The organism is Nocardioides sp. (assembly GCF_047607185.1).
In the GTDB taxonomy this organism is placed as follows: Bacteria; Actinomycetota; Actinomycetes; order Propionibacteriales; family Nocardioidaceae; genus Nocardioides.
Map to the genome: position 1 here is coordinate 21,458 of NZ_JASGDQ010000056.1, position 23,834 is coordinate 45,291.

General features: G+C 70.1%; 20 protein-coding genes. 13 read left to right on the forward strand and 7 right to left on the reverse strand.

Annotated elements, in window-relative coordinates:
* Window positions 1-65 precede the first annotated feature (65 nt).
* The gene (locus QM595_RS05680) at window positions 66-728 is read left to right on the forward strand and encodes a hypothetical protein (RefSeq protein WP_415170561.1); all 663 of its coding nucleotides are present in this window, start codon (window positions 66-68) and stop codon (window positions 726-728) included.
* Here QM595_RS05680 and QM595_RS05685 read toward each other — a convergent pair.
* Window positions 716-2,149, reverse strand: coding sequence for a protein kinase domain-containing protein (locus QM595_RS05685; protein WP_415170562.1), 1,434 nt, complete (start codon window positions 2,147-2,149; stop codon window positions 716-718). The genes QM595_RS05680 and QM595_RS05685 overlap by 13 nt on opposite strands.
* Before the next feature lie 18 nt (window positions 2,150-2,167).
* Between QM595_RS05685 and QM595_RS05690 the strand changes: the two genes are divergently transcribed.
* The 11 genes from QM595_RS05690 (at window position 2,168) to QM595_RS05740 (ending at window position 16,235) form a co-directional block, all read left to right on the forward strand.
* On the forward strand, window positions 2,168-2,707 hold the full coding sequence (locus tag QM595_RS05690; RefSeq protein ID WP_415170563.1) for an RNA polymerase sigma factor: 540 nt from the start codon (window positions 2,168-2,170) through the stop codon (window positions 2,705-2,707).
* Window positions 2,704-4,167, forward strand: coding sequence for a M1 family metallopeptidase (locus tag QM595_RS05695; protein WP_415170564.1), 1,464 nt, complete (start codon window positions 2,704-2,706; stop codon window positions 4,165-4,167). The genes QM595_RS05690 and QM595_RS05695 overlap by 4 nt, the downstream gene beginning before the upstream one ends.
* Before the next feature lie 175 nt (window positions 4,168-4,342).
* The gene (locus QM595_RS05700) at window positions 4,343-5,392 is read left to right on the forward strand and encodes an NAD/NADP octopine/nopaline dehydrogenase family protein (RefSeq protein ID WP_415170565.1); all 1,050 of its coding nucleotides are present in this window, start codon (window positions 4,343-4,345) and stop codon (window positions 5,390-5,392) included.
* A gap of 21 nt (window positions 5,393-5,413) precedes the next feature.
* Window positions 5,414-6,604: an amidohydrolase family protein gene (locus tag QM595_RS05705; RefSeq protein WP_415170566.1), complete on the forward strand. Its 1,191-nt coding sequence runs from the start codon at window positions 5,414-5,416 to the stop codon at window positions 6,602-6,604.
* A gap of 90 nt (window positions 6,605-6,694) precedes the next feature.
* Window positions 6,695-8,356, forward strand: a complete 1,662-nt coding sequence (locus QM595_RS05710) for an ABC transporter substrate-binding protein (RefSeq protein WP_415170567.1) — start codon at window positions 6,695-6,697, stop codon at window positions 8,354-8,356.
* A gap of 69 nt (window positions 8,357-8,425) precedes the next feature.
* Window positions 8,426-9,373, forward strand: a complete 948-nt coding sequence (locus QM595_RS05715) for an ABC transporter permease (protein ID WP_415170568.1) — start codon at window positions 8,426-8,428, stop codon at window positions 9,371-9,373.
* 23 nt (window positions 9,374-9,396) lie between these two features.
* Window positions 9,397-10,212, forward strand: a complete 816-nt coding sequence (locus tag QM595_RS05720) for an ABC transporter permease (RefSeq protein WP_415170569.1) — start codon at window positions 9,397-9,399, stop codon at window positions 10,210-10,212.
* A 26-nt stretch (window positions 10,213-10,238) separates the two neighbouring features.
* Complete coding sequence (locus QM595_RS05725; RefSeq protein ID WP_415170570.1) at window positions 10,239-11,144, forward strand: ABC transporter ATP-binding protein; 906 nt, start codon at window positions 10,239-10,241, stop codon at window positions 11,142-11,144.
* Complete coding sequence (locus QM595_RS05730) at window positions 11,141-11,971, forward strand: ABC transporter ATP-binding protein (protein ID WP_415170571.1); 831 nt, start codon at window positions 11,141-11,143, stop codon at window positions 11,969-11,971. Before QM595_RS05725 ends, QM595_RS05730 begins: the two co-directional genes overlap by 4 nt.
* Window positions 11,972-15,808 carry a hydantoinase B/oxoprolinase family protein gene (locus tag QM595_RS05735; RefSeq protein ID WP_415170572.1) on the forward strand — a complete coding sequence of 1,279 codons (3,837 nt, stop codon included), beginning with the start codon at window positions 11,972-11,974 and terminating at the stop codon, window positions 15,806-15,808. It abuts the gene before it with no gap.
* Window positions 15,809-15,824: 16 nt separating this feature from the next.
* Window positions 15,825-16,235 (forward strand): nuclear transport factor 2 family protein, encoded by a 411-nt coding sequence (locus QM595_RS05740; RefSeq protein WP_415170573.1) that lies wholly within the window; start codon window positions 15,825-15,827, stop codon window positions 16,233-16,235.
* A gap of 10 nt (window positions 16,236-16,245) precedes the next feature.
* On the opposite strand, the gene QM595_RS05745 is transcribed toward QM595_RS05740, so the two are convergent.
* Window positions 16,246-16,920 carry a TetR/AcrR family transcriptional regulator gene (locus QM595_RS05745; protein ID WP_415170574.1) on the reverse strand — a complete coding sequence of 225 codons (675 nt, stop codon included), beginning with the start codon at window positions 16,918-16,920 and terminating at the stop codon, window positions 16,246-16,248.
* Window positions 16,921-16,994: 74 nt separating this feature from the next.
* On the opposite strand from QM595_RS05745, the gene QM595_RS05750 reads away from it, so the two are divergent.
* Window positions 16,995-18,455, forward strand: coding sequence for a carboxyl transferase domain-containing protein (locus QM595_RS05750; RefSeq protein ID WP_415170575.1), 1,461 nt, complete (start codon window positions 16,995-16,997; stop codon window positions 18,453-18,455).
* On the opposite strand, the gene QM595_RS05755 is transcribed toward QM595_RS05750, so the two are convergent.
* The 5 genes from QM595_RS05755 to QM595_RS05775 form a co-directional block, all read right to left on the reverse strand.
* Complete coding sequence (locus QM595_RS05755) at window positions 18,446-19,021, reverse strand: hypothetical protein (protein WP_415170576.1); 576 nt, start codon at window positions 19,019-19,021, stop codon at window positions 18,446-18,448. The genes QM595_RS05750 and QM595_RS05755 overlap by 10 nt on opposite strands.
* A 139-nt stretch (window positions 19,022-19,160) precedes the next feature.
* Window positions 19,161-20,441 carry a dihydrolipoamide acetyltransferase family protein gene (locus QM595_RS05760; RefSeq protein WP_415170599.1) on the reverse strand — a complete coding sequence of 427 codons (1,281 nt, stop codon included), beginning with the start codon at window positions 20,439-20,441 and terminating at the stop codon, window positions 19,161-19,163.
* Between the two features lie 97 nt (window positions 20,442-20,538).
* Window positions 20,539-21,519 carry an alpha-ketoacid dehydrogenase subunit beta gene (locus tag QM595_RS05765; RefSeq protein ID WP_415170577.1) on the reverse strand — a complete coding sequence of 327 codons (981 nt, stop codon included), beginning with the start codon at window positions 21,517-21,519 and terminating at the stop codon, window positions 20,539-20,541.
* Window positions 21,516-22,616, reverse strand: coding sequence for a pyruvate dehydrogenase (acetyl-transferring) E1 component subunit alpha (pdhA, locus tag QM595_RS05770; protein ID WP_415170578.1), 1,101 nt, complete (start codon window positions 22,614-22,616; stop codon window positions 21,516-21,518). The genes QM595_RS05765 and pdhA overlap by 4 nt, the downstream gene beginning before the upstream one ends.
* A gap of 187 nt (window positions 22,617-22,803) precedes the next feature.
* Window positions 22,804-23,751: a glutathione S-transferase family protein gene (locus tag QM595_RS05775; RefSeq protein ID WP_415170579.1), complete on the reverse strand. Its 948-nt coding sequence runs from the start codon at window positions 23,749-23,751 to the stop codon at window positions 22,804-22,806.
* Window positions 23,752-23,834: the final 83 nt, after the last annotated feature.

A 23,834-nucleotide genomic window follows, 5' to 3' on the forward strand; every position in this document is an offset into this window, starting at 1 on the left:
GAGGCCCACGGTAGTGCGCCGGACGCGCCGCCGGGAACGCCGGCCGTTCCCTATGGTTGTCAGCCATGGGGCTGGTGGTGCGCGTCGTCGTCGTGCTCCTGCTCCTCGCGGGCGGGATCGCGGCCGGCTGGACGGCCGGACGCACCGAGCAGTCCCCGGTCGCCGAGGTGGCCGAGGCCACGCCGCTCGAGGCGACGCCGGCGCTCCCCTACGACCCCCAGGTGCCCTACGCCGACGACATCGACTTCCCGACCCTGCAGCCGGGGCTGGCCTACGAGAGTCACACCATCGGCACCCCGGACAACCTGTGGTCCTACCAGGTGCCGAAGAGGTGGACCTCGCCCGACGAGGACGACGAGGACGCCCTTCAGATCCGCTGGCAGCCGCCCGGCCAGCCGGTCTTCGGCGGCTACAGCCTGCGGCTGATGGTCGTCAACGACAACCGCACGCCGAAGCTGATGAAGCAGCACAAGATCATCGATCTGGAGAACTCACCGGACATCCTCGACTTCGAGATCGTGTCGCAGACCGACGACACCGTCGCCTTCCGCTACCGCACCTCGGTCGGCAACGTGCTGCGCTTCAACACCTTCCGCTGGTTCGCCGGCCCGGACGGCCTGGCCCGCATCGAGATGTCGGTGGTCGGCCGCGAGCGCGACGTACCCGGTCTCGACGACCTGCTCGCCAAGGTCTCGGCCAGCATCCGGCCCGCCGATCAGATGCCGTGAGTCTGCAGCGCGTCGAGCACCCGGTTGGCGACCATCCTCGAGTCGCTGCGCACCTGCACCCACAGCAGCCGGTTGTCGGTGACCTGGACGACCCGCTCGACGGTGACCCCGCCGGGGCAGCCGGTGAAGACCACGGTGACCATCTCGTCGCCGGCCGCCGAGCGGTCCGGCAGCGGCTCGTCGGCCCGCTCGCACTCGGGGTGCTGCGGCACCTGCTGGGGCAGCTTGTCGCCGGGCAGGATGCCGGCGAAGACGCCCTGGCCTGCCGATCCCTGCCAGTCCCGGGCGGTGCCCACCGACAGCGCCGGGTAGGTGGTCTCGCTGGCCTCGTCGGTCGGCGGCTGCCAGCCGGCGGTGGAGACCGTCCGGTCCCATGCGGTGGGCACGGTGACCGAGAGCGTCCCCTCGTCGTCGGTGACCGTGGTGGTCTCGGGGGCCCGCGGCGCCATCGCCCAGCCGGCAGCCACGCCGGCCGCGGCCAGTACGACGCCGGCGACGAGCCAGGGCCACCAGCGGCGACGACGACCGGGCGGCGGCGCCGTGGCCCGGGCCGTGGGCCGACCTGCGGGCGCCGGCGTGGCCTGGGTGGCCTGCGGGTCGCACAGCAGCGGCTCCGGCGGCGTGCCGAGCGCGTCGGTCAGCGCGTCGGCGAAGTCGGTCACCGAGGGCCACCGCTCGTCGCGATCGCGGGCCAGGGCCCGGCGTACCACCTCTGAGGCTGCCGGTGGGAACGGCTCCGGCAGCGCCGGCGGCGAGGCCGACTCGGCGGCCGCTCGCAGCGAGGCGTGGTCGTAGGGCGGCCGGCCGGTCAGCAGCAGGTAGGCGAGCGCCGCCAGGGAGTACTGGTCGGCGCGGGCGTCCGGCGACTCGGCGGCGGCCTGCTCCGGAGCCACGAACCAGGGCGTGCCGGCGATCATCGTCAGCCGCGACGAGGCGTCCAGCGACTTGCCGAGGCCGAGGTCGCCGAGCATCGCCCGGACCGACTGCCCGGCGGTCTTGAAGAGCACGTTGGCGGGCTTGACGTCGCGGTGCACGATGTCGCGGTCGTGCAGCGCCTGCAGGCCCTCGGCGATCTGCCGCACCACGGTCAGCACCTGTCCGGGGCTCAGCGGCGCGGCGGCCAGCCGGTCGGCGAGCGTGCCCTGGTCGGCGTAGGTCATGACCAGATAGGGCCGGCCGTCGTCGAGCTCGCCGGCGTCGTGGACCGAGACGACGTGTGGCGAGTCGACCCGTCGCAGGTAGCGGCCCTCCTCGACGAACCGCCGCCGCACCTGGCCGTCCTGCGCCCAGTTGTCGGCCAGCACCTTGATCGCGACCGCCGAGTCGAGGTGCTCGTCGTAGCCGAGCCACACCGTCGCGAAGCCGCCGGAGCCCAGCAGTCGCTGCGCGTCGTAGCGTCCGAGCCGGCCGGGAAGTGACACCCAGGCATGATAGGTGTCGTGACTCCGGACGAGATCGACGAACTCGCGCATCGGGCGCAGGCCGGCGACCGGGACGCCCTGGAGCAGCTGCTCGCCGAGGTGCGCCCCCGAGCGCTGAGCGTGTGCCGCGGCGTGCTGCCACACCCGTCCGACGCCGAGGACGCCTGCCAGGAGGCGCTGATCAACGTCGCCTCGAAGCTGTCGTCGTGGCACGGCCGGGGCCGCTTCACCACCTGGCTGCACGTCGTCGCGCTCAACGCCGCCCGGACGGCGTACCGGCGGATGAAGAGCGAGACGCCGGTCGACGCCCCCGCGATGGACCGGCCCGATCCGCGCACCACCTCGGTGATCGCCGGCACCCGGCTCGACCTGCTGGAGGCGATGGAGACGCTGGAGCGCGAGCATCCGCAGTACGTCGAGCCGCTGCTGTTGCGCGACGTCTACGACCTCCCCTACGAGGAGATCGCCACCCTGCTCGGGCTGCCGCTGGGCACGGTCAAGGCCAACATCCACCACGGTCGCCGGCTCACCCGGCCGCTGCTCGCCGAGCAGGCATGAGGACACGTCTGACCGGTGCGGCCTGTGTGCTGCTGCTCGCCGGCTGCTCGGCCTCGGAGCCGCCGGCGGCCGACCCGACCGCATCGGGGGGCAATTCGGGACCTCTCGAGGGGCAATCCGAGACCTCTCGGGGGGCGATCGGGGACCTCTCGGCGTACGACGGGGCGATCTCGACCCCGGTCGAGGACTCCTATTACCCACAGGTCGGCGACCCGCTCGTCGACGCGCTGCACTACGACCTGGCGCTGACCTGGGACAAGACCACGCTGACCGGCCACGAGGAGCTCACCTTCCGGGCCACCGCCGACGCCGGTGCCGTCCAGCTGGATCTGGCGGCGAGCCTGGCCCCGACCGCGGTGTCGCTCGACGGCGACCCGGTGCCCTTCGACCACCCGGGCGACTACCTGGTGGTGAACGCGCCGGTGGCCGCCGACAGCAGGCACGTCCTGACGCTGGACTATGCCGGGGCGCCCGAGCCGGTGCCGGCGCCGGCGACCCGCAAGGACACCGAGACCGTCGGCCTCACCGCCACGCCGGACGGCCGGCTGTGGACGATGCAGGAGCCCTATGGCGCGTTCACCTGGTACGCCGTCAACGACCAGCCCTCCGACAAGTCGCTCTACGACGTGACCGTCACCGCTCCCGGCGACTGGGTCGGCATCTCCAACGGCGAGCTGACCAGCCGGACCTCCGACGGCTCCACGACGACCACCTCGTGGTCGCTGGACAGCCCGGCGGCGTCGTACCTGACGACGCTGGCGGTGGGGCCCTACACCAGCACCACCGCGACCTCGTCGAGCGGCGTGCCGATCACCTCCTGGATCCCGAGCGACGACGTCCAGGCGCACGGCGACCTCGACCAGGTGCCGGAGATGCTGGACTGGCTGGAGGCGAAGCTCGGCCCCTACCCCTTCGACACCCTGGGCTTCGTGCTCGTCGACGGCGAGAGCGGCATGGAGACCCAGACCATGATCACCATCGGCGATGACGATGACGACCTCTCCGGCGAGGTGCTGGTGCACGAGATGGCGCACCAGTGGTACGGCGACCTGGTGACCCCGGCCTACTGGCGGGACCTGTGGATGAACGAGGGCATGGCGACCTACCTGCAGGCGGTCTGGCAGGACGAGGCCTGGGGCCTGGAGCCCGGCGACACGCTGCGCGACTTCCGCCGCCCGGAGCGGCGCTCCCGGAAGAAGGACGGCCCGCCCGGCGCCTACGACCCCGGCCGGTTCGCGGCGATCAACGTCTACTACGGCCCGGCGCTGATGTGGCAGCGGCTGCGCGCCATGCTGGGCGACGAGGTCTTCTGGCGGCTGGTGCGGGACTGGCCGGCCGCCCGGGCCGGGCGGTCCACGACCCGCGAGGACTATCTCGGCTGGATCAACCAGCAGACCGGCCAGGATCTGACGGCGTTCTTCGACGCCTGGCTGATGAGCCCCACCACGCCGAAGAGCTGACCAGGTCCACCGCGGGATCGCGGTCGCGGCCAGGATTTTTCAACACGTTCTCACAGGTTGTTTCGGGCGTGTCACAATCCGGCGACAAAAAGCGATAGTGCACTCATAACGAAGTAGAGTCTCGCAAGTTGCTACCGGCGGCCCTCAACCGGATCTCGAAGGGAGGTGCAGGATGGTGTCCGACACGCTCGTCGTACTGGGGGACAATCCCCTCGTCGAGGTCACTGCGGCCTACTGCTCCGCCTCCTCGGGCACGCGCGTCCGCGTGCTCAGGACGGATCTGGGTTCGACCACCCCCACCCTGCGCGAGCTGCGGGTGCGCACGCCCGACGGCGCGACCCGCAGCGCCCAGATCGCCAGCGCCGACGAGGCGGAGGCCGCGGCGTGCTCGCACGTGCTGGTCATCGCCAACCCGCGCTCGCTGCGCCGACTCCTCGACGATCGCCCCACGCTCTTCGAGGCGGCCGACATCCTCATCGCCCCGGGGAACTTCGCCGGAGCCGCGGGCTTCCGTCACTGGGCTCGCGAGGCGGGGGTCGACTCACCGCAGGTGGGCGAGCTTCCGGGGGTGGCGGTGTTCGGCCAGTTGACCGAGGACCTGGTCGAGATCCGGCACCTCAAGGCCGATCTGCAGTGCGGTGGTCTGTGCCGGAGTCAGGGCGAGGCGCTCGCGGCGTCGTTCGGGCGATGGCTGCCCGGCCTCGTCGGCACGCACCACCACGAGACCAGCCTCGCCAATCTCAACCACGTGATCCATCCGCCGATCATGCTCGCGAACCTCTCCGCCATCGACCGGGGAGAGGGCCGGCGCTTCTATCGCGAGTCGCTCTCCGAGGCGACCGGGCGACTACTCGAGGTCGTCGACTCGGAGCGCTGCGCGATCTCCCGCTCGCTGACCGGGGAGAGCGAGTCGACGGTGCAGCTCTTCACCCGCTACTACCACGCGCAGGGCGCGGCCGGCGAGAGCATCCTCGAACTGCTGCAGAGCTTTCCCGGCTACGAGTTGTCCCAGCCGCCTCGGGCGCTGTGGCCCTCCTACCTCACCGACGACCTTCCCTACGGCCTCGCGCCGATGGAAGAGCTCGCGCGCCGGATAGGCGTCGCCACGCCCACGATCTCCTCGATCATCACCGTCTTCGAGAGCGCCACCGGGCTCGACGTGCGCTCCGGCGCCGGCGAACTGGTCGACCGCCTGCTCCACGCGGGCGAGTCGCCCGTCGAGTAGCGCTCGCGCCCACAACCGACCATGAGAGGCACCGTGAAGCAGATCCTGCAGGCCCGCTATGTGTACGACGGGCTCGGCGACGAGCTCCGCGAGCACACCGCGATCCTCGTCGACGGCGACCGCATCGGCGAACTCGGCCCGCCGGAGCAGTTGCGCCGCAAGCATCCGGACGCGACGCTCGTGGATCTCGGCGACCGCACGCTGCTGCCCGGGCTCGTCGACGCCCACGTCCACCTCTTCCTCAACGGGGGCACCACGCTCGGCGACCGCGCCTATCGTGCCCAGGCCAACGCGATGCGGTGCCTGCGCGCCGGGCTCACGACCGTGCGCGACCTCGGCACGGTCGACGACACCGTCTTCGACCTCAAGGCTGCCATTGACAGGGGCGACGTACCCGGCCCCAGGATCGTGCCCGCCGGCGCCGCCATCGCCATGACCGGCGGCCACGCCCACGGACACGTCAGCACGAGCGCGGACGGCGTCGACGGCGTGACCCGCGCGGCGAGGCAGCAACTCTCGAAGGGCGCCCAGGTGATCAAGCTGATCGCCTCGGGCGGGGCGATCGGGCAGCACGAGCACTTCACGGCCACCCAGCTGACGGTCGAGGAACTTCAGGCCGGCGTCGCGGTAGCGCACCGCGCCGGCCGCAGAGCGTGCGTACACACCCTGAACGATCAGGGCGCGCAGAACGCCCTCGCCGCCGGCGCCGACTCCATCGAACACACCCCCCTGATGAGCGATGAGACGCTCGAGCGGCTCGTCTCGTCGGGCACGACGCTCGTCCCCACGCTCGGCGTCTACCGCGCGATCTCCGAGCGCGGGGCGGAGAACGGTGTCCCCGACTACGGGATCAAGGCCGCCACCGAGGTGACGCAGCGGATGATCGAGGTCTTCGAGAAGGCCGTCGCGCGCGGAGTGCGGCTCGTCTTCGGCACCGACGGCGGGCCCGCCTGGCTGCCGGTGGGCGATATCGGCCTCGACCTGCGGATCTGGTCCGAGGCGGGCGTGCCGGCGGCGGGAATCCTCGCGGCCATCACCAGGGACGCCGCGGCGCTGCTGCAACTCCAGGACGAGGTCGGCACCCTGCGGACCGGACATGCCGCCGATGTCGTGGCCGTCGACGGCGACGTTCTGCACGACATTCTCACCCTGGAGCGGCCGGCCTTCGTGATGAAGGGAGGAGTGGCGGTACACCGCGCCGAATTCGGGTGACCACCGCCCAGCCACAGCTCGGCCACGCAATTCAAGAACCAACCTTCCTGTTCCCAAGGAGAACATCATGCGCGAAATGAGACGACCGAAATGAGACGACACGGAGTCGTGACTCGCGTCGGCGGGGTTTCGGCGAGCCTGCTGCTGGTGGTCGCTGCTGCCACCGCCTGCTCGTCTGACAAGAGCTCGGACAGCGACAGCTCGGAGTCGAGCACGATCGAACTGCAGAACACCACCGCGGCGGCCACCGGCGAGATGGACGTGCTGAAGTGGGGCGTTCCCTTCGGCGAGCCCACGACGCTCGACACTGCCAAGGGCGGCGACAACAGCCTCTACCTGGTCAACTCCAACATCTGCGATCGGGTGGTCGCCCTCAACCCGGACTACTCGCTCGGCCCGAGTCTGGCCACGTCGTGGACCTACAGCGAGGACCACCTCTCACTCGTCTTCACCCTGCGCGACGACGTGAAGTTCTCGAACGGCGAGGCGATGACTGCCGAGGACGTGCAGTACAGCCTCGCCCGGCACATGGACCCCACGGTCGCCTCCGGCTACGCGGGCAGCGTCTTCGCGAGCGTCGCGAGCATCGACGTGACCGGCACCAACGAGGTGACAGTCACCTTCAAGACCCCCGACTCGCTCTTCCTCACCGCGATGAGCGTCGCACCGGGGGTCGTGATGCAGAAGTCGTTCGTCGAGGCCCACGGCACGGAGACCGGCAGCCCCTCGGTCGGCGTGATGTGCACCGGCCCGTACCAGATCGAGAATTGGGCCTCCGGCAGCGGCATCCAGCTCACCGAGAACCCGTACTACTGGAACACCGAGGCGAAGCCGCACGCCAAGGAGGTCGACCTGCAGTTCATCTCGGATGCCTCGGCCCTGACGCAGGCGCTGCAGTCGGGCGCGATCGACGGCTCCTACGAGGTGCCGCCGGCGGCCATCGAGCCCCTCTCCGAGACCGACGGCCAGCTCATCTACGGCCCGAACCAGTCGATGCTGCAGATCTTCCCGGTGGGAACGGGCGCGATGCAGGACGAGAGGCTGCGCCAGGCGTTCAGCAAGCTCGTCGACCGCACGGCGATCGCCGAGAAGGTGTTCCACGGTGCGGCGACGCCGCTCTACACGATGGTGCCCGAGGTGCTCTGGGGCCCGGACAATGCCGATCTGTACACCAGCGGGCTCGAGGAGCTTGACGTCGACAAGACCGCCGACATCGAAGGCGCGAAGAAGCTCATCGCCGAGATGGACGACCCGCCGACGAGCCTCACCATGGTGGTCATCGCGGGCAACGAGCAGATGCGGCTCACCTCGACGCTGCTGCAGGAGCAGGCGAAGCAACTCGGCATCGACCTCGAGATCAAGCAGATCCAGCCGGCCGAGAACGCCTCGTACTTCATCGATCCCGCAGCCCGGGAGGGCGTGGACCTCATCATGAACACCGGTGTCTCGGTGGTGCCGGACATCCTGTTCTACCCGCGCCGCACGGCAACCGACGGCGCGCTCTTCAACCTCGCCCAGTTCTCGGATCCGGAGGTCGACGCGGCCGTGGCGAAGGCGGTGGAGACCTTCGATTCGCGCGAGCGCGCCGAGATCCTCAAGGAAGCGCAGCCGTTGTACGAGCCGGCGAGGATCACCGTGCCGCTGGTCAACAGCTACGAGATCCTCTATCTGCGCAAGGGGCTCACGGGCGGCATCGCCTCGTTCGCCTATGTGTTCAGCCCGAGCCTGGCGCTGATCGGCCCGAGCGAGTAGTGAACTCCGATCCGTCGCCGTGCGGGGCCGCAGACATCCTCTGCGGCCCCCCACGGGAGGGGACATGACATGAACTCCGCATTGAAGCAGGGCTTGAGAACCCTCCTCGGGGCGCTGATCACGATGCTGGTCGCCAGCGTCCTGGTCTTCACCGCGCTCCAGTTCGTTCCGGGCAATCCGGCGGTCGAGATCGCCGGCAGCGACGCGAGCCCTGAGCAGGTCGCGCAGATCGAGCACCGGCTCGGCCTCGACCAGTCGGCGTGGCTGCGCTACTTCGACTGGCTCTTCGGGGTGCTGCGCGGCGACCTCGGCACGTCGTACCACTATCAGCAGAGCGTCTGGTCGCTTCTCCAGCCTCGCATCGGCAACACCCTGCTGCTCGACCTGTACGCCACGCTCCTGGTGATCCTGTTCGGCGTCGGCCTCGGCATCCTCGCGACCCGCGTGCCGAAGCTCAACGGCCTGGTCACCGTCATCACGAGCGTGCTCATCGGGCTGCCCTCCTTCGTGGCCGCCGTGCTGCTGATCCACCTCTTCGCCGTCAAACTCGGCTGGTTCCCGGCCGTCGGGGCGGGCGGCCCGGGCCTCGGCTCGAAGATCGTCGCGCTCACGCTGCCATCGATCGCGCTGTCGCTGGCCTGGACGGCCTTTCTCGGACAGATCGCCCGTGCGAGCCTGCGCGATCAGGCGAGTCGCGAGCACGTCGAGACCGCCCGCGGCCGCGGGCTCTCGAGCGGGTCGGTGTTCTGGCGGCACATCTTCCGCAACGGGGCCGTCCCGATCGTTACCGTGGTGAGCCTGACCGGCGGCGGCCTGATCGCCGGCTCGGTGGTGGTCGAGAAGGCCTTCGCCCTCGACGGCATCGGCTCGTTCCTGGTGCAGTCGGTCATCTCGAAGGACGCCAGCGTCGTGCTGGCCATCGTGATGATCCTCGTAGTGATCTTCGTGGTGCTCACGACGATCGCGGATCTGCTGCACCTCTGGCTCGATCCGCGACTGCGGAAGGGAAGGACCTGATGAGCATCGGAAAGGCGTCTCTCATGACCAGGGTGAAGAGCTGGGATCCCGTGATCGCGGTGCTGTCGCTCATCTGCCTGCTCTTCGTGCTCGTCGCGGTGTTCGCCCCGCTCATCGCGCCGTACCCGCCGAGCCAGACCGACATTCTCAGCGCCTCGATGGGGCCGTCCGCCGAACACCTGCTCGGCACCGACAGCACCGGGCGCGACATCCTCTCGCGGCTCGTCTACGGCACCCGGCTCAGCCTGCTCGGCCCGGCGCTCGTCATCCTGGTGGCCTCGACCACCGCGATCACGCTCTCGCTCTCGGCGGTCTGGATCGGCGGCCGCTACGACCAGTTCGTGGCCCGCCTGCTCAACCTGCTGTTCTCCTTCCCCGCGCTGATCCTCGCGATCGTCGTGGTCGCCGTACTGGGAACCGGCGTCGTGGGCCCGTCCGTCGCGCTCGCGATCGGGTTCACGCCCTATATCGCCCGCGTGCTGCGCTCGGTCGCCCGGCGGGAGCGACACCTGCCGTACGTCGAGGCGTGCCAACTGCTCGGCATGTCGGGCTGGCGCATCTGCCTACGGCACCTGCTGCCGAACCTGCTGCCCATCATCCGGGCGAATCTCACGATCTCCTTCGGCACTGCGCTCGTCGATCTCGCGGCCATCTCCTACCTCGGCCTCGGCGTGCAGCCGCCGGCGGCCGAATGGGGCCTGATGGTCTCCACCGGCCAGTCCGACCTCATCGCGGGCAAGCCCTGGGAGACGATCTCGGCCGGCATCGCCATCGTCGTGGTGGTGATCGTCGTGAACTCGCTCGGCGAGCGAATGACGCAGAGAGCGGCGGCCCGCTGATGACACCGACCCCGACGGAGGCAGCGATGTCTACTCCCACGCTCGAGATCGATCGGCTCACGGTCGACCTGCCCGTGCGCGGCAAGCCGCTGAGGCTCATCCACGACGTCAGCCTCGAGATCGGCAGCGGAGAGACCCTCGGGGTCGTGGGCGAGTCGGGGTCGGGCAAGTCGCTCACCGCGCGCGCGGTGATGCGCATGCTCATGCGCGGCGCCGACGTCGGGGGCCGGATCCGGTTCTGCGGCGAGGATGTCTACGAGATGAGTTCGGCGCGGCTTCGGGAGTACCGCAGCCACGGCGTCGCGATGATCTACCAGAGCCCGCACGCCTACATCAACCCGATGCGCACCGTCGGCGACTTCCTGACCGAGGCCCTCGTACGGGTGCGCGGCCACTCGCGAGCCGAGGCGGAGAAGAAGGTCGTCGAGTTGCTCGCCTCGGTCGGCATCCCCGACGGCGAGCGGCGGCTGCGGCAATACCCCCATCAGCTCTCTGGCGGTCTGCTGCAGCGAGTGATGATCGCGGCCGCCCTCGCGGTCGAGCCGCAGCTGCTGCTCGCCGACGAACCGACCACGGCCCTCGATGTGACGAGCCAGCAGGACGTCATGGCGATCCTCGCCGAGGCCAAGGAGGCCAGGCAGCTCTCGATGCTGCTGATCACCCACGACATCGACCTCGCGGCCGCGGTCTGCGACCGCATCGCGGTCATGTACGCAGGGCGCATCCTCGAGACCGGCGCCGCGGCGGAACTCGTCGCGAACCCCCAGCACCCCTACACCGCAGGGCTGCTCGCGGCGCGCCCGACGCTCACCACCGAGGGCAGGCTCCAGCCGATTCCCAGCGAACTCGCCGCGGCGCTGGGGGCGGGCGCGCACCTCCCAGCCGAAGAGCCAGCCGAAGAGCCAGCCGAAGATAAGGAGGCCCGATCGTGACCGGGACCGTGCTGGAGGTCAGCGGCCTGCGCAAGGAGTTCGTCATCGACGTACCGGGCAAGGGCAAGGCCCACACCCTGGTCGCGGTCGACGACGTCAGCTTCTCGGTGTCAGCCGGCGGGGCGCTCGCCGTGGTCGGCGAGTCGGGCTCGGGCAAGACGACGGTCGCGCGCATGATCGCGGGCCTCGAACAGGCCACCGCCGGGCACGTGTACGTCGACGGCGTCGAGCGCACCCGGCCCAGGGGCGCCGCCCAGCGGCTCGCGCAGGCCAGGCAGGTGCAGATGGTCTTCCAAGACCCGTACTCGTCGCTCGATCCGCGGCAGACCGTGAGCTCGTGCCTCGACGAGGTGCTGCGCCTGCATCACGGCGGCAGCGCGGCCGAGCGCGCCGCACGCATCCACGAGCTGATGTCGCAGGTCGGCCTGGACGAGCGGCACGAAGGCCTTCGACCGAAGGCCCTCTCGGGCGGTCAACGCCAGCGCGTCGGCATCGCCCGCGCCCTCGCGGTGAAGCCGTCGCTGCTCATCCTGGACGAGTCGGTCGCGGCGCTCGACGTGTCGATCCAGGCGCAGATCCTCAACCTGCTCAACTCGCTTCGCGAGGAGCTCGGCGTCGCCTATCTCTTCGTCACGCACAACCTCGCCGTTGCCCGCTACGTCTGCGAGACGACGCTGGTGATGCGGCGCGGCCAGATGGTCGAGTACGGAACCTCCGACAAGGTGCTGCGCGACCCGGCCGCCGACTACACCCGCCGCCTCCTGGAAGCGGTGCCGCACGTGGACTGGGTTCCCAGGCGGCGTACCGCCGAAGAGATGGACGGCTAGATGGTCCGGATCGGCATCGACACCGGCGGCACCTTCACCGACGTGTTCGCGCACGACCCCGATACCGGCGGCTGCGCCATCGCCAAGGTGCCGTCGACGCCGCCGACCTTCTACGAAGGTGTGGTGCACGGCATCTCGGAAGTGCTTCGCAGCTTCGACGCCACGCCTGACCAGGTCGAACGCATCTGCTACGGCACCACGATCGCTACGAACGCGATTCTCGAGCGTAAAGGTGCAAAGATCGGACTGCTCCTCACGGCCGGGCACGAGGATGTGCTGCCGATCGGGAAGCTCAGCCGATCGAGCATGTACGACATATTCGTGGAGGCAGCCGAGCCGCTATTCCTCGCGAACCGGCAACTCACCCGGGGCGTCGAGGAGAGGATGAGCAGCGCTGGCGAGCCGGTCGTGCCACTCTCCGAGCGGAACCTGCGGCGCAAGGCAGAAGAGCTGCTGGAGCAGGGAGCCGAAGCTCTCGTGGTCAGCTTCATCAACTCCTACGCCAATCCGGCACACGAGGAGCGGGCAGCGGCCATCCTTCGCGAGCTCCACCCGCAATGCGCGGTGACGACGGCGAGCGCGCTGAGTCGGCGTATCGGCGAGTACGAGCGCACCGTGCTCGCCTCCTTCGACGCCTACATCCGGCCCGCCATCATCACCCACCTCGGCGGCCTTGAGGCAGCACTCGCCGACTTCGGCTGTACGGCGCCGCTGCAGATCATGCAGTCCAGCGGCGGACTCGCGGGCCCTGAGACCACCCGTGAGCGACCCATCGGAACGGCGCTGTCGGGCCCTGCGGCAGGAGTCGTGGGCGCTGGCCGGATCAATCGCCAGAGCGGTTCGCGCGACTGCATCACCTTCGACATGGGCGGCACAAGCACGGATGTGGCGCTCGTGCGAGACGCAGTGCCCCTGCTCACGCCCGAGGGAGAGATCGACGGCTTCCCGCTCAGCATTCCCATGGTCGGCATTCACACCGTCGGCGCGGGCGGCGGCAGCATCGCGTGGATCGACCAGGGAGGCGGTCTGCAGATCGGCCCGCAGAGCGCAGGGGCTCGGCCCGGCCCGGCATGCTATGGCCGCGGCGGCACGCAGCCCACGGTGACCGATGCGAGCGCGGTGCTTGGCTATATGCATTCGGGCGGGACGCTGCAGATCGACCGCGAGCTCGCGATCTCGGCGATCGAACGCGATATCGCAGGCCCCTTGGGCATGACCGTCGAGCAAGCGGCCCTCGGCATCCACCGCGTCGCGAACGCGGCGATGGCTCGGGCGGTGAGGCTCGTCTCGGTCGCGCAGGGATACGATCCCCGCGATCTGAACCTCGTGGCCTTCGGCGGCGCGGGCCCAGTGCACGCGGGCAGGCTGGCCGAGGAACTCGAGATCCCCGCCGTCATCATCCCACCCGCCGCCGGGGTGCTGTGCGCGTTCGGGGCGCTCGGCGCCGACACCGTGCATGATGCCGCCGCAAGCCTCGGCACGCTCACCGCACAGACCGACGAACTCGACACCGAAGCGGTGAGCCGACTCCTCGCCAGCCTCGACCAAGAGTGCCTGCGCAAGCTCGAGCTCGACGGCTACTCGGCTGAGGCGAGCCGCGTCGAGGTGCACGCATCGATGCGGTATCGCGGGCAGTTCCACCAACTCCCGGTATCAGTCGGCTATCCCCTCGACGCGGTCGCCCTCGAGCGTGCGAGGCAGGCGTTCCATGTCGAGCACGAGAAGGTCTACGCCTACGCAAAGCCGCACACCCCGGTCGAGGTCGCGGGAGCGCGTGTGACCCGTACCGCCGCGGGCGGCTCCGACTCCGTGCCGCTCGGCGCGGCTGCACCGGCCGGCGGGCACCAGGCGCGTGAGCGCGAGGTGATCTTCGACGTGGGAGGGGAACCGGTCGCGATGATGACCCAGGTGATCTCCCGCGCCTCGCTGCGCACGGGCGAGGAGGTGCGCGGCCCTGCGGTGATCGCCCAGACCGATGCGACCGTGGTCGTCTACCCGGGTCATCTCGTGACCGTGCTCGAAGGCGGCAACCTGCGCTACACAACGGGTCGCGACGACTCAGAGCGTGTTGGCGAGCGCGAGAGCGGCGGCAGAGGCTCAGCGGCTCACGTCGATCCGATCGACATCGCCGTGCTGCGCGGCCTCTTCGAGTCGACGGCCGACGAGATGGAGGCCTCGATGTGTCGCACAGCAGAAGGCACCATGATCAACCAAGGGCACGACGCGACCGCCGCGATCTTTGACCGGCAGGGGCGCACCCTCGCCCAGGCCGAGGCGTTGCCCTGCCACCTCGGCATGCTCGTCGACGCGGTTGCCGGCATACTCCGCGAGTTCCCACCCGAAAGCGCCAAGCCCGGCGATGTCTACCTGCTCAACGACCCCTACAGCGGCGGCACCCACCTGCCCGACTTCGCGGTCCTCGAGCCGGTCTTCTACGACGACGCGGTGTTCGCCTACACGGCGACCATGGCGCACCACACCGACATCGGTGGGGTCGCCCCCGGCAGCACCTCGACCAACGCCTTCGACATCCACGCCGAGGGCTTCCGACTGCCCCCGGTGCGTATCGTCGAAGCGGGAGCAGTCGACGAGAAGCTCCTGCGCATCTTCGAGTACAACTCGCGCAACGGGACCGCCGTACGAGGCGACATCGAAGCGCAGATCGCCGCCTGCCACGTCGGCCGAAGGCGCCTCGAAGAGGCGTGCCGCCGCTGGGGCGTCGACAAGGTCGTGCGTGTGGGAGCCGAGCTCATGGACATCGCCGAGCGCACCGCGAGGGAGAGCATCCGCTCGATACCCGACGGTAGCCACACCTTCACCGACTACATCGACGACGACGGGAACTCCGACGAGCCGATCGCAATCACCGTGACCGTGACGGTCGACGGCTCGGACATCCGCTTCGACTTCGCTGGCACCTCGCCGCAGGTCGCGGGTGCGATCAACTGCACGCCATCATCCTCGATCGCGGGCGTCTACTACGGCGTACGGATCCTCTGCCCCGCATCGATGCCGAGCAACGCCGGCTGCTTCCGCTCCGTGGCAGTCGAGATGCCCGAGGGCAGCATCGTGAACGCAAGCTATCCCGCCCCGGTCGGTGCGCGCGCCGTGACCTTCAAGCGGGTCGCGAGCGCGGTGCAGGGAGCGCTCGCGCTCGCCGCTCCCGAACGAGTCGGCGCGCCGGGTGACGGCCAGCTCAGCATGATCTACGTCGGCGACCGAGGACACGTCGAACCACTCGGCCTGCTGCACTGCGGAGGCATGGGTGCCCGCCCCGATCGCGACGGTCTCGACATGACCGACACCGATCTCACCAACGGCTCGCTCATTCCGGTCGAGGTGACTGAAAGCAGGCTGCCGGTGCGCATCGAGCAGAGCCGACTGTGGGCCGATTCGGGCGGCGCAGGCGAATATCGTGGCGGCCTGGGCTGCCACGTGAGTGCCAGGTGGCTCGGCGGCGATGCCCAGTTCAGCGTGCGCCGCGACCGGCACGTTTTCACGCCGCAGGGTGTGGCAGGCGGGCTTGCCTCCCCGCCATGCCGCTACCGGGTGACGAGCGCTTCGGGAGAGCAGACCGAGCTCGGATCGAAAGCAGTGCACATGTTCCACCACGGCGAGATCCTCGAGATGTGGACCACCGGCGGTGCGGGCTACGGAAAGCCGCAGCACCGCGACCCTGAGCTCGTTGCCCACGACGTACGCGAGGGCCGGGTCTCGACCGAGAGCGCTCGCGAGGTGTACCGCGTCGCGCTCACCGCAGAGCATCTCGTCGATGCGGTGGAGACCAGGGGGCTGCGATCCTCGCACTCCGCCGCATCCACCCAAGCGCAGCCGTAACCAGGAAAGGAAGGCCATGCCGCTCTCACTCGAGGATCACCTCGCCATCCGCGAGCTCTTCAGCCGCTACAACTATCTCGTCGACGTGGTCGGGGATGCCGCCGGTGTGGCCGACTGTTTCGTCGAGGACGGGATCTACGACCACGGCCGCTTCGGGCTGTTCCGGGGCCGCGAGGAGATCCAGGGGCTCATGCAGCGGGCCGTCGACGAGCAGCTGGGCTACCAGCACTGGAACAACAACCTGCTCATCGACGGCGAAGGCGACGAGGTCACCTCGACCGCTTACGTGCTCACCCTCGACGGCAGCGTCGATCCCCCGGTCATCGCCAGGCTCAGCGTGGTCCGTGACTCGATCGTGAGAACCTCGCAGGGCTGGCGCTTCCGCGAGCGCCGCGTCGGCTACCCCGTCACCGACTTCCGGCAGTAGAAACTCGGGGTCAGGGCTGCTCGTCGTCGACGAGCAGGGCGAGCTGCGTCTCGAGCCGGGGGCGCAGCCGCTCCCAGACCTTCTCGTGCTCGAGCCCGCGGCTGCGGGTGCGGAAGACCTCGTGCACGAACAAGCCGAGGCAGTTCTCCCCGACCAGCGCAGCGTCGACGTCGGCCCGGAGGACGCCGAGCTGCTGACCTCTGACGATGAGATCCGTGGCGACGGAGATCATGACGTCTCCGTGCACGATCACGGTTTCGCGATCGGAGGTCTCCCGGTTGTAGCTCTCGAGCAGGTAGAGCCCGACGTTGTTCGGAGAGGTGAGATAGACCTCGCAATAGCCGCGGTAACCGTCGAGCACGGTCTCGATGATGCGCTCACCGGTGACTCCCTCGGTCTCGGCGCAGAGCTCAGCCGCCTGCTTCGTGATGACCTCGAGCTTGGCCTGGAAGCGGGTGCCGTAGGTGATCACGAGCAACTGCAGCTTGTTCGCGACGTAGCGGAAGAGGGTCGCCTCGCCGATGTCGGCCCGCTCGGCGATGTCCTTCGTGGTGACGTCGTTGAAGTCGTGCTCGGTGAGAAGCTCGTAGGCCGCCTGCTTGATGCGCTCCATGCGCTCCCGCTTCGAGCGCTCGCGTCTGGACTCCACCTGGCGCACCACGCCACCGACCCTAACATCGGGCATCCCGCAGATTCCCGGGCTCCCAGAGCCCCTCGCCGCGCCGTACCGAGTGCGGCGCGGCGGTAGCCTTCGGCGCCATGGCCCACCTGACCGCCCGCGACCTGCTCGACCTCGTCCTGGACGAGGGCTCGTGGCTGTCCTGGGACACCCCGCCTGCTCGCGCCGGGGTCTCGGCGGAGTACGCCGCCGAGCTGGCCGCGGCGCAGGCCAGGAGCGGGGCCGAGGAGTCGGTGCTCACCGGCGAGGGCCGGCTCGGCGGCCGCCGGGTCGCGGTGCTGGTCAGCGAGTTCGGCTTCCTGGCCGGCTCGGTCGGACGGGACGCGGCCGATCGGCTGGTGAACGCCATCCAGCGGGCCACCCGGGAGCGGCTGCCGCTGGTCGGCGCCCCTGCCTCCGGCGGCACCCGGATGCAGGAGGGCACCCCGGCGTTCGTGCAGATGGTGCGGATCGGCGAGGCGATCAGCGCCCATAAGACGGCCGGCCTGCCCTACCTGGTCTACCTGCGCCACCCCACCACCGGCGGCGTGATGGCGACCTGGGGCTCGCTCGGGCATGTCACCATCGCCGAGCCACGAGCGCTGCTGGGCTTCCTCGGGCCGAAGGTGGTCGAGCTCGTCACCGGGGCACCGCTGCCGCCCGACGTACAGCAGGCCGAGAACCTGCGGATGCACGGGATCATCGACGCCGTCGTGCTCCCCACCGACCTGCGCACCGTCGCCCTCAACGCGCTCGACGTGATCTATGCGCCGCGGGACACGCCGGCCCGGGCGCTGCCCGAGGACCGGCTCGAGGCGCCCGACGCCTGGGACGCCATCACCCGCACCCGCCGCCCGGACCGGCCGGGCGTGCGCGAGCTGCTGGGTGCCGCCGAGGTCGTCGTACCCCTCTTCGGCAGCGGCCGGGGCGAGCACGACCGCGGCATCCGGCTGGCGCTGGCACGGTTCGGCGCGGCGCCGTGCGTGCTGGTCGCGCAGGACCGCCGCTCCCAGGCGGAGCGACCGTTCGGGCCGGAGGGTCTGCGGGTGGCGCAGCGCGGCTTCGAGCTGGCCTCGGCGCTGTCGCTGCCTGTCGTGACGGTGATCGACACCCGGGGCGCCGCCCTCTCGGCCGCCGCTGAGAACGGCGCCATCGCCGGCGAGATCGCCCGCACCCTGGCGGCGCTGCTGGGGGTGGGGACGCCGACGGTGAGCCTGATGCTCGGCGAGGGCAGCGGTGGCGGCGCACTCGCCTTCCTGCCCGCCGACCGCATCGTCGCGGCGCAGCACGCCTGGCTCACTCCGCTGCCGCCGGAGGGCGCCTCGGCGATCGTCCACGGCGACACCACCCATGCCGCCGACATGGCCCGGACCCAGCGGATCGGCGCCTTCGACCTGCGCGAGCTGGGCGTCGTCGACCGGATCGTCGCCGAGCGGCCCGATGCCGCCGACGAGCCCGACGACTTCGTACGCCGGGTCGCGGCCGTGCTGGAGGCCGAGCTGCTGGGGCTGCTGGCCGCCGGGCCTGGGACACCGGCAGATCGGGCGTCGCGCTATGCCTGAGCGGGCAACTGTTGCCCGAGCAGATGACCCTTGATGATGCCCAGGTCGGCCTCGATCGCCGCCAGTCGAGTGTCGCTCAGATCCTTGAGCGCGTCGATCTTCAGGTCGAGCCGCCGCTCGCTCCCGTCGCCCTTGGTGGCCACCGCGTCGATCCGCGCGCCGAGCCGCTCTTCGACGAGATCGATCTTCGCGTCCAGCCGCTCTTCGACGAGATCGATCTTCGCCTCGAGCGCCGCTATCTGCTGGTTGACCTGCTGATCGCTGAGGTCCATCTTCGCCTCGAGCGCCGCTATCTGCTGGTTGACCTTCTGGTCACTGAGATCCATCTTCGCCTCCAGCGCCGCAATCTGCTGGTTGACCTGCTGATCACTGAGATCCATCTTCGCCTCCAACCCCTGTTTGGCCCCGTCGATCCGTCCGTTGAGCAACGGAATCTCGACCGCGAACCTCGTGTCGAGCTTCTGATCGATCCGCTTGTCCTGCTGGCGCAGCAGCCACCACATCGCGGCGACCACGGCCGCGATGACCGCGATGCCGCTGTTGGCGAGGTCCAGCCATTCCTTCACGCCTGCCATTCTGCTTCCTTCCCAGACCGATGTCATGTGATTGGCGTGGACGCTACGACGCGGCTGATGTCGGTCGCTGCGGCTGATGCCGGCGCTGTGGAAAGCGCGGTCTGAGGGGCGGCTGTGGACAGCAGTTGGCCTAATTGGCCCTGTGTGACGGATCGGTCATCGCCGCGGCGACGTCGGCCAGGAAGGCCGAACCGGCAGCACCGTCGATGTGGCGATGGTCGAAGCTGAGGCTGAGGGTGCAGACGTCGCGGATCGCGAGCCGGTCCTCGCCGTCGGAGGAGACCGCCCAGGGCCGCTTGGCGACGGCGCCGAGGCAGAGGATGGCCGACTCGCCGGGGTTGATGATCGGCGTACCGCCCTCCATCCCGAAGGGCCCGACGTTGGTGATGGTGAAGGTGCCGCCCTGCTGCTCCTTGGGCTGAGTCTTCCCCTCGCGGGCGATGTCGGTGAGCCGGTTGATCGCCCGGCCGAGGTCGGGCAGCGACAGCAGGTCGGCGTCCTTGATGTTGGGCACGATCAGCCCGCGCGGCGTCGCCGCGGCGATGCCGAGGTTGACGAAGTGGCGCAGCACCACCTCCTCGCCGGCGAACACCGAGTTGAGCAAGGGGTGGCGTCGCAACGCCTCGATGCAGGCGCTCGCGAGGATCAGCAGCGGGCTGACCCTGATGCCGTCGTATGTCGGCTCCCGCCGAAGTCGCTCGACGAGCCGGGTCGTCGCGGTGACGTCGACGCTGGTCCAGATCGTCACGTGCGGCACCGTGTTGGCGCTGGCGGTCATCGCCTCGGCCATCGCCTTGCGGACGCCCTTGACCGGCTCCCGGGTGACCCTCCCCGCAGCGTCATACGAGGTGGTAGCCGGGGCCGTCGACTCGTACGACGTCGCGCGCAGGTCCTCGGCCGTCACCTCACCCTTCGGTCCCGTCGGCGTGACCGTGCGCAGGTCGACGCCGAGCTCGCGGGCCAGCGCCCGCACGGGCGGCTTCGCCAGTACGGCGTGGGTCGCGGGCCGAGCAGTCGGCTGCGAGGGCTGAGCTCGGCGGGCGCGGCGGCTGGTGGTGCGGGCCTTGGGTCCATAGCCCACCAGGGTCCCCGGCGTGTCAGTTTGGGACTGCTCACCGGGGTTGGGGGTGTCAGTTTGGGACTGCTCACCGGGGTTGGGGGTGTCAGTTTGGGACTGCTCACCGGAGGAGATGCGGATGATGGGGGTGCCGACGGGCACCGTCTCACCGACGGGGACGAGCAGGTCGGTGACCACCCCGGCGTAGGGCGAGGGGAGCTCGACCACCGACTTGGCGGTCTCGATCTCGCAGACGACGTCGTTGACCTTGACGGTGTCACCGACGGCGACCTGCCAGGAGACCAGCTCGGCCTCGACCAGGCCCTCGCCGACATCGGGCAGGCGGAAGTCCATCACTCCGCCCGCCGTCCGCTCGCCAGCTCGCTCACGACATCGGATCGTTCGCTCGCAAGCTCGCTCACGGCATCGGATCGTCCGCTCGCAAGCTCGCTCACCAGGCCACCGACCGATCCACCGCGTCGAGCAGCCGGTCGAGGTCGGGCAGCCACTGGTGCTCGACCCGGGCCGGCGGGTAGGGGGTGTCGAAGCCGCCGACGCGGAGCACCGGCGCCTGGAGGGAGTAGAAGCACTCCTCGGTGACCCGGGCGGCGATCTCGGCGCCGATGCCGAAGGACACGTGTGCCTCGTGGACGACGACGCAGCGGCCGGTGCGCCGTACCGACTCCATGACCGGCGCCACGTCCAGCGGCGAGAGGGTGCGCAGATCGATGACCTCCAGCGAGACCTGGGTGGCGGAGGCGGCGTCGAGCGCCACCGACACGGTCGGCCCGTAGGCCAGCACCGTCACCTCGGAGCCTGGCCGCACCACCGAGGAGGCGAACAGCGGCCCGGGCTCCTCGGCGATCTGCGCGGAGCCCGCGTGGTAGAGCCGCTTGGGCTCCAGGAAGATCACCGGGTCGGGCGAGGCGATCGCCTGCTGGATCATCCAGTAGCCGTCCGAGGGGTTGGCGCAGGAGACCACCTTCAGACCCGGGGTGTGCGCGAACTGCGCCTCCGGCGACTCGCTGTGGTGCTCGACCGCGCCGATGCCGCCGCCGAACGGGATCCGGATGACGATCGGCATCGGGATCCGGCCGCCGGAGCGGAACCGCATCTTGGCCACCTGGGCGACGATCTGGTCGTAGGCGGGGTAGACGAAGCCGTCGAACTGGATCTCCACCACCGGCCGGTAGCCGCGCAGCGCCAGGCCGACCGCGGTGCCGACGATGCCGGACTCGGCCAGTGGGGTGTCGATGACGCGGTCCTCGCCGAAGTCCTTCTGCAGCCCGTCGGTCACCCGGAACACCCCGCCGAGCTGGCCGATGTCCTCGCCCATGAGCACGACCTTGGGGTCGTCCTCCATCGCCTTGCGGAGCCCGGCGTTGAGCGCCTTCGCGAGCGTGAGCGCGGTGCCACTGGGGCGCTCGGTCATGCCCCGACCTCCTCGAACGAGGCGAGGTAGGCGGCATAGTCGTCACGCTGGCCGACCAGCTCCGCCGGCGTCTCGCCGTAGACGTTGTCGAAGAGCGCCACCGGATCGGGGTCGGGCAGCGCCCGACAGCCGGCCCGGAGCCGCTCGCCCAGCTCCTCGGCCTCGGCCTCGACGGCGGCGAAGAACTCCTGCGACGCCAGCCCGCCCCGCCGCAGGTAGGCCTCGACGCGGGCGATCGGGTCACGCAGCTTCCACCGCTCGACCTCGCCGGAGAGCCGGTAGCGGGTGGGGTCGTCGGTCGTGGTGTGGGCGCCCATCCGATAGGTGAACGCCTCGACGAAGGTCGGGCCGCCGCCGTCGCGGGCGCGTTGCAGGGCGGCCTTCGTCACCGCGTAGGTCGCCAGCACGTCGTTGCCGTCGACGCGCACCCCGGGGAAGCCGAAGCCAGCGGCACGGCGGTAGAGCGCTTGGGTCGACTGCCGCGTCGTCGGCTCGGAGATGGCCCACTGGTTGTTCTGGCAGAAGAACACCACCGGAGCGCCGTACGACGCCGCGAACACGAACGCCTCGTTGACGTCGCCCTGCGAGGTGGCGCCGTCGCCGAGGTGGGCGACCACCGCCATGTCGCGCGAGGGGTCGCCGGTGCCGACCAGGCCGTCGCGCTGGACGCCCATGGCGTAGCCGGTGGCGTGCAGGGTCTGGGCGCCGATCACCACGGTGTAGAGACCGAAGTGGTGCTCCTCGGGGTCCCAGGAGCCCTGGTCGCAGCCGCGGAAGAGCGAGAGCAGCCGGAGCGGGTCGACCCCGCGGCACCAGGCAACGCCGTGCTCGCGGTAGGTCGGGAAGACGTGGTCCTGGGCGCGCAGCGCGCGGCCGGCGCCGATCTGCGCGGCCTCCTGGCCCAGCAGCGGCGGCCACAGGCCCAGCTCGCCGTGGCGCTGCAGCGCGGTGGCCTCGACGTCGAGCCGGCGCACCAGCACCAGGTCCCGGTAGAGGGAGCGGAGGTCGTCGTCGGTGAGGTCGCTGGCGTAGTCGGGGTGCTCGACCCGCTCCCCCTCCGGCGTCAGCAGCTGTACGGCGTGGTCTTGGTCGGGCATGATCGCACTCCTTTGTCCGGCGGCTGCCCGGGGTCTCCGGAACACCGTCCTCATCGGGAGGGCCACGCGCCCGCAGGGGTGGCGCGGAGGTGTGACCCAGCCCACAGTCAGGCTGAGTCAAACCTAGCGCGGCGGTTCGGTTACCGGCGAGTCCGCAGCCGCGGCGGGCTGCTCGAACCGCCGGCCCTCAGCCGCGGCCGTGTGCTGTCAGCCAGCCGGAGAGGTCCGGGCCGGCGGGGACGATGCCGGAGGGGTTGATGTCGTGATGGACGACGTAGTAGTGCGCCTTGATCTGCTCGAAGTCGGTGTTCTCGCCGAAGCCGGGGGTCTGGTAGAGGTCGCGGGCGTAGCCCCACAGGTTCGGCAGCTCGGTGAGCTTGGTGCGGTTGCACTTGAAGTGGCCGTGGTAGACGGCGTCGAAGCGCGCCAGTGTGGTGTAGAGCCGGATGTCGGCCTCGGTGATGGCCTCCCCCATCAGGTAGCGGGTCCGGCCGAGCCGCTCCTCGAGCCAGTCGAGCGCGTCGAAGAGGCGGACGTACGCCGCGTCGTACGCCTGCTGCGAGCCGGCGAAGCCGCAGCGGTAGACGCCGTTGTTGACCTCGGTGTAGACGCGCCTCATCACCGCCTCCATCTCCTCGCGAACCGCCGCCGGCCACAGATCGGGGGCGCCGTCGGCATGGAAGTCGGTCCACTCGAAGAACAGGTCGTGGGTGATCCACGGGAAGTCGTTGGTGACGACCCGGCCGGAGGCGACCTCGACGATCGCCGGCACGGTGATGCCGCGCGGGTAGTCCGGGAAGCGCTCGAAGTAGGCGTCCTGGAGCCAGTGGATGCCCAGCACCGGGTCGAGCCCGTCCGGGTCGAGGTCGAAGGTCCAGCTGCGCTGGTCGTGGATCGGCCCCGGCGTGCCGAGGCCGATGACGTCCTCCAGCCCGAGCAGCTGCCGGACGATGATGGCGCGGGTGGCCCACGGGCAGGCCTTGGCGGCGATCAGCCGGTAGCGGCCGGGCTCGACCGGCCACAGCTCCACCTCCCTCGGTCCGTACGACGGCGGCCGGGCGTCCTTCGTGATCCGGTCGCCGATGTAGTCGGTGTCGCGCTCGAACTCGGTCCTCGCCAGGTAGCCGCTCACCATCCCAGGGTAGTTGAAGATGTGACCAACTTTTCCGAGAAGATTCTCGGGCCGGTGTCGATCCGGCGGGGTGGCCGTTCGTGGAG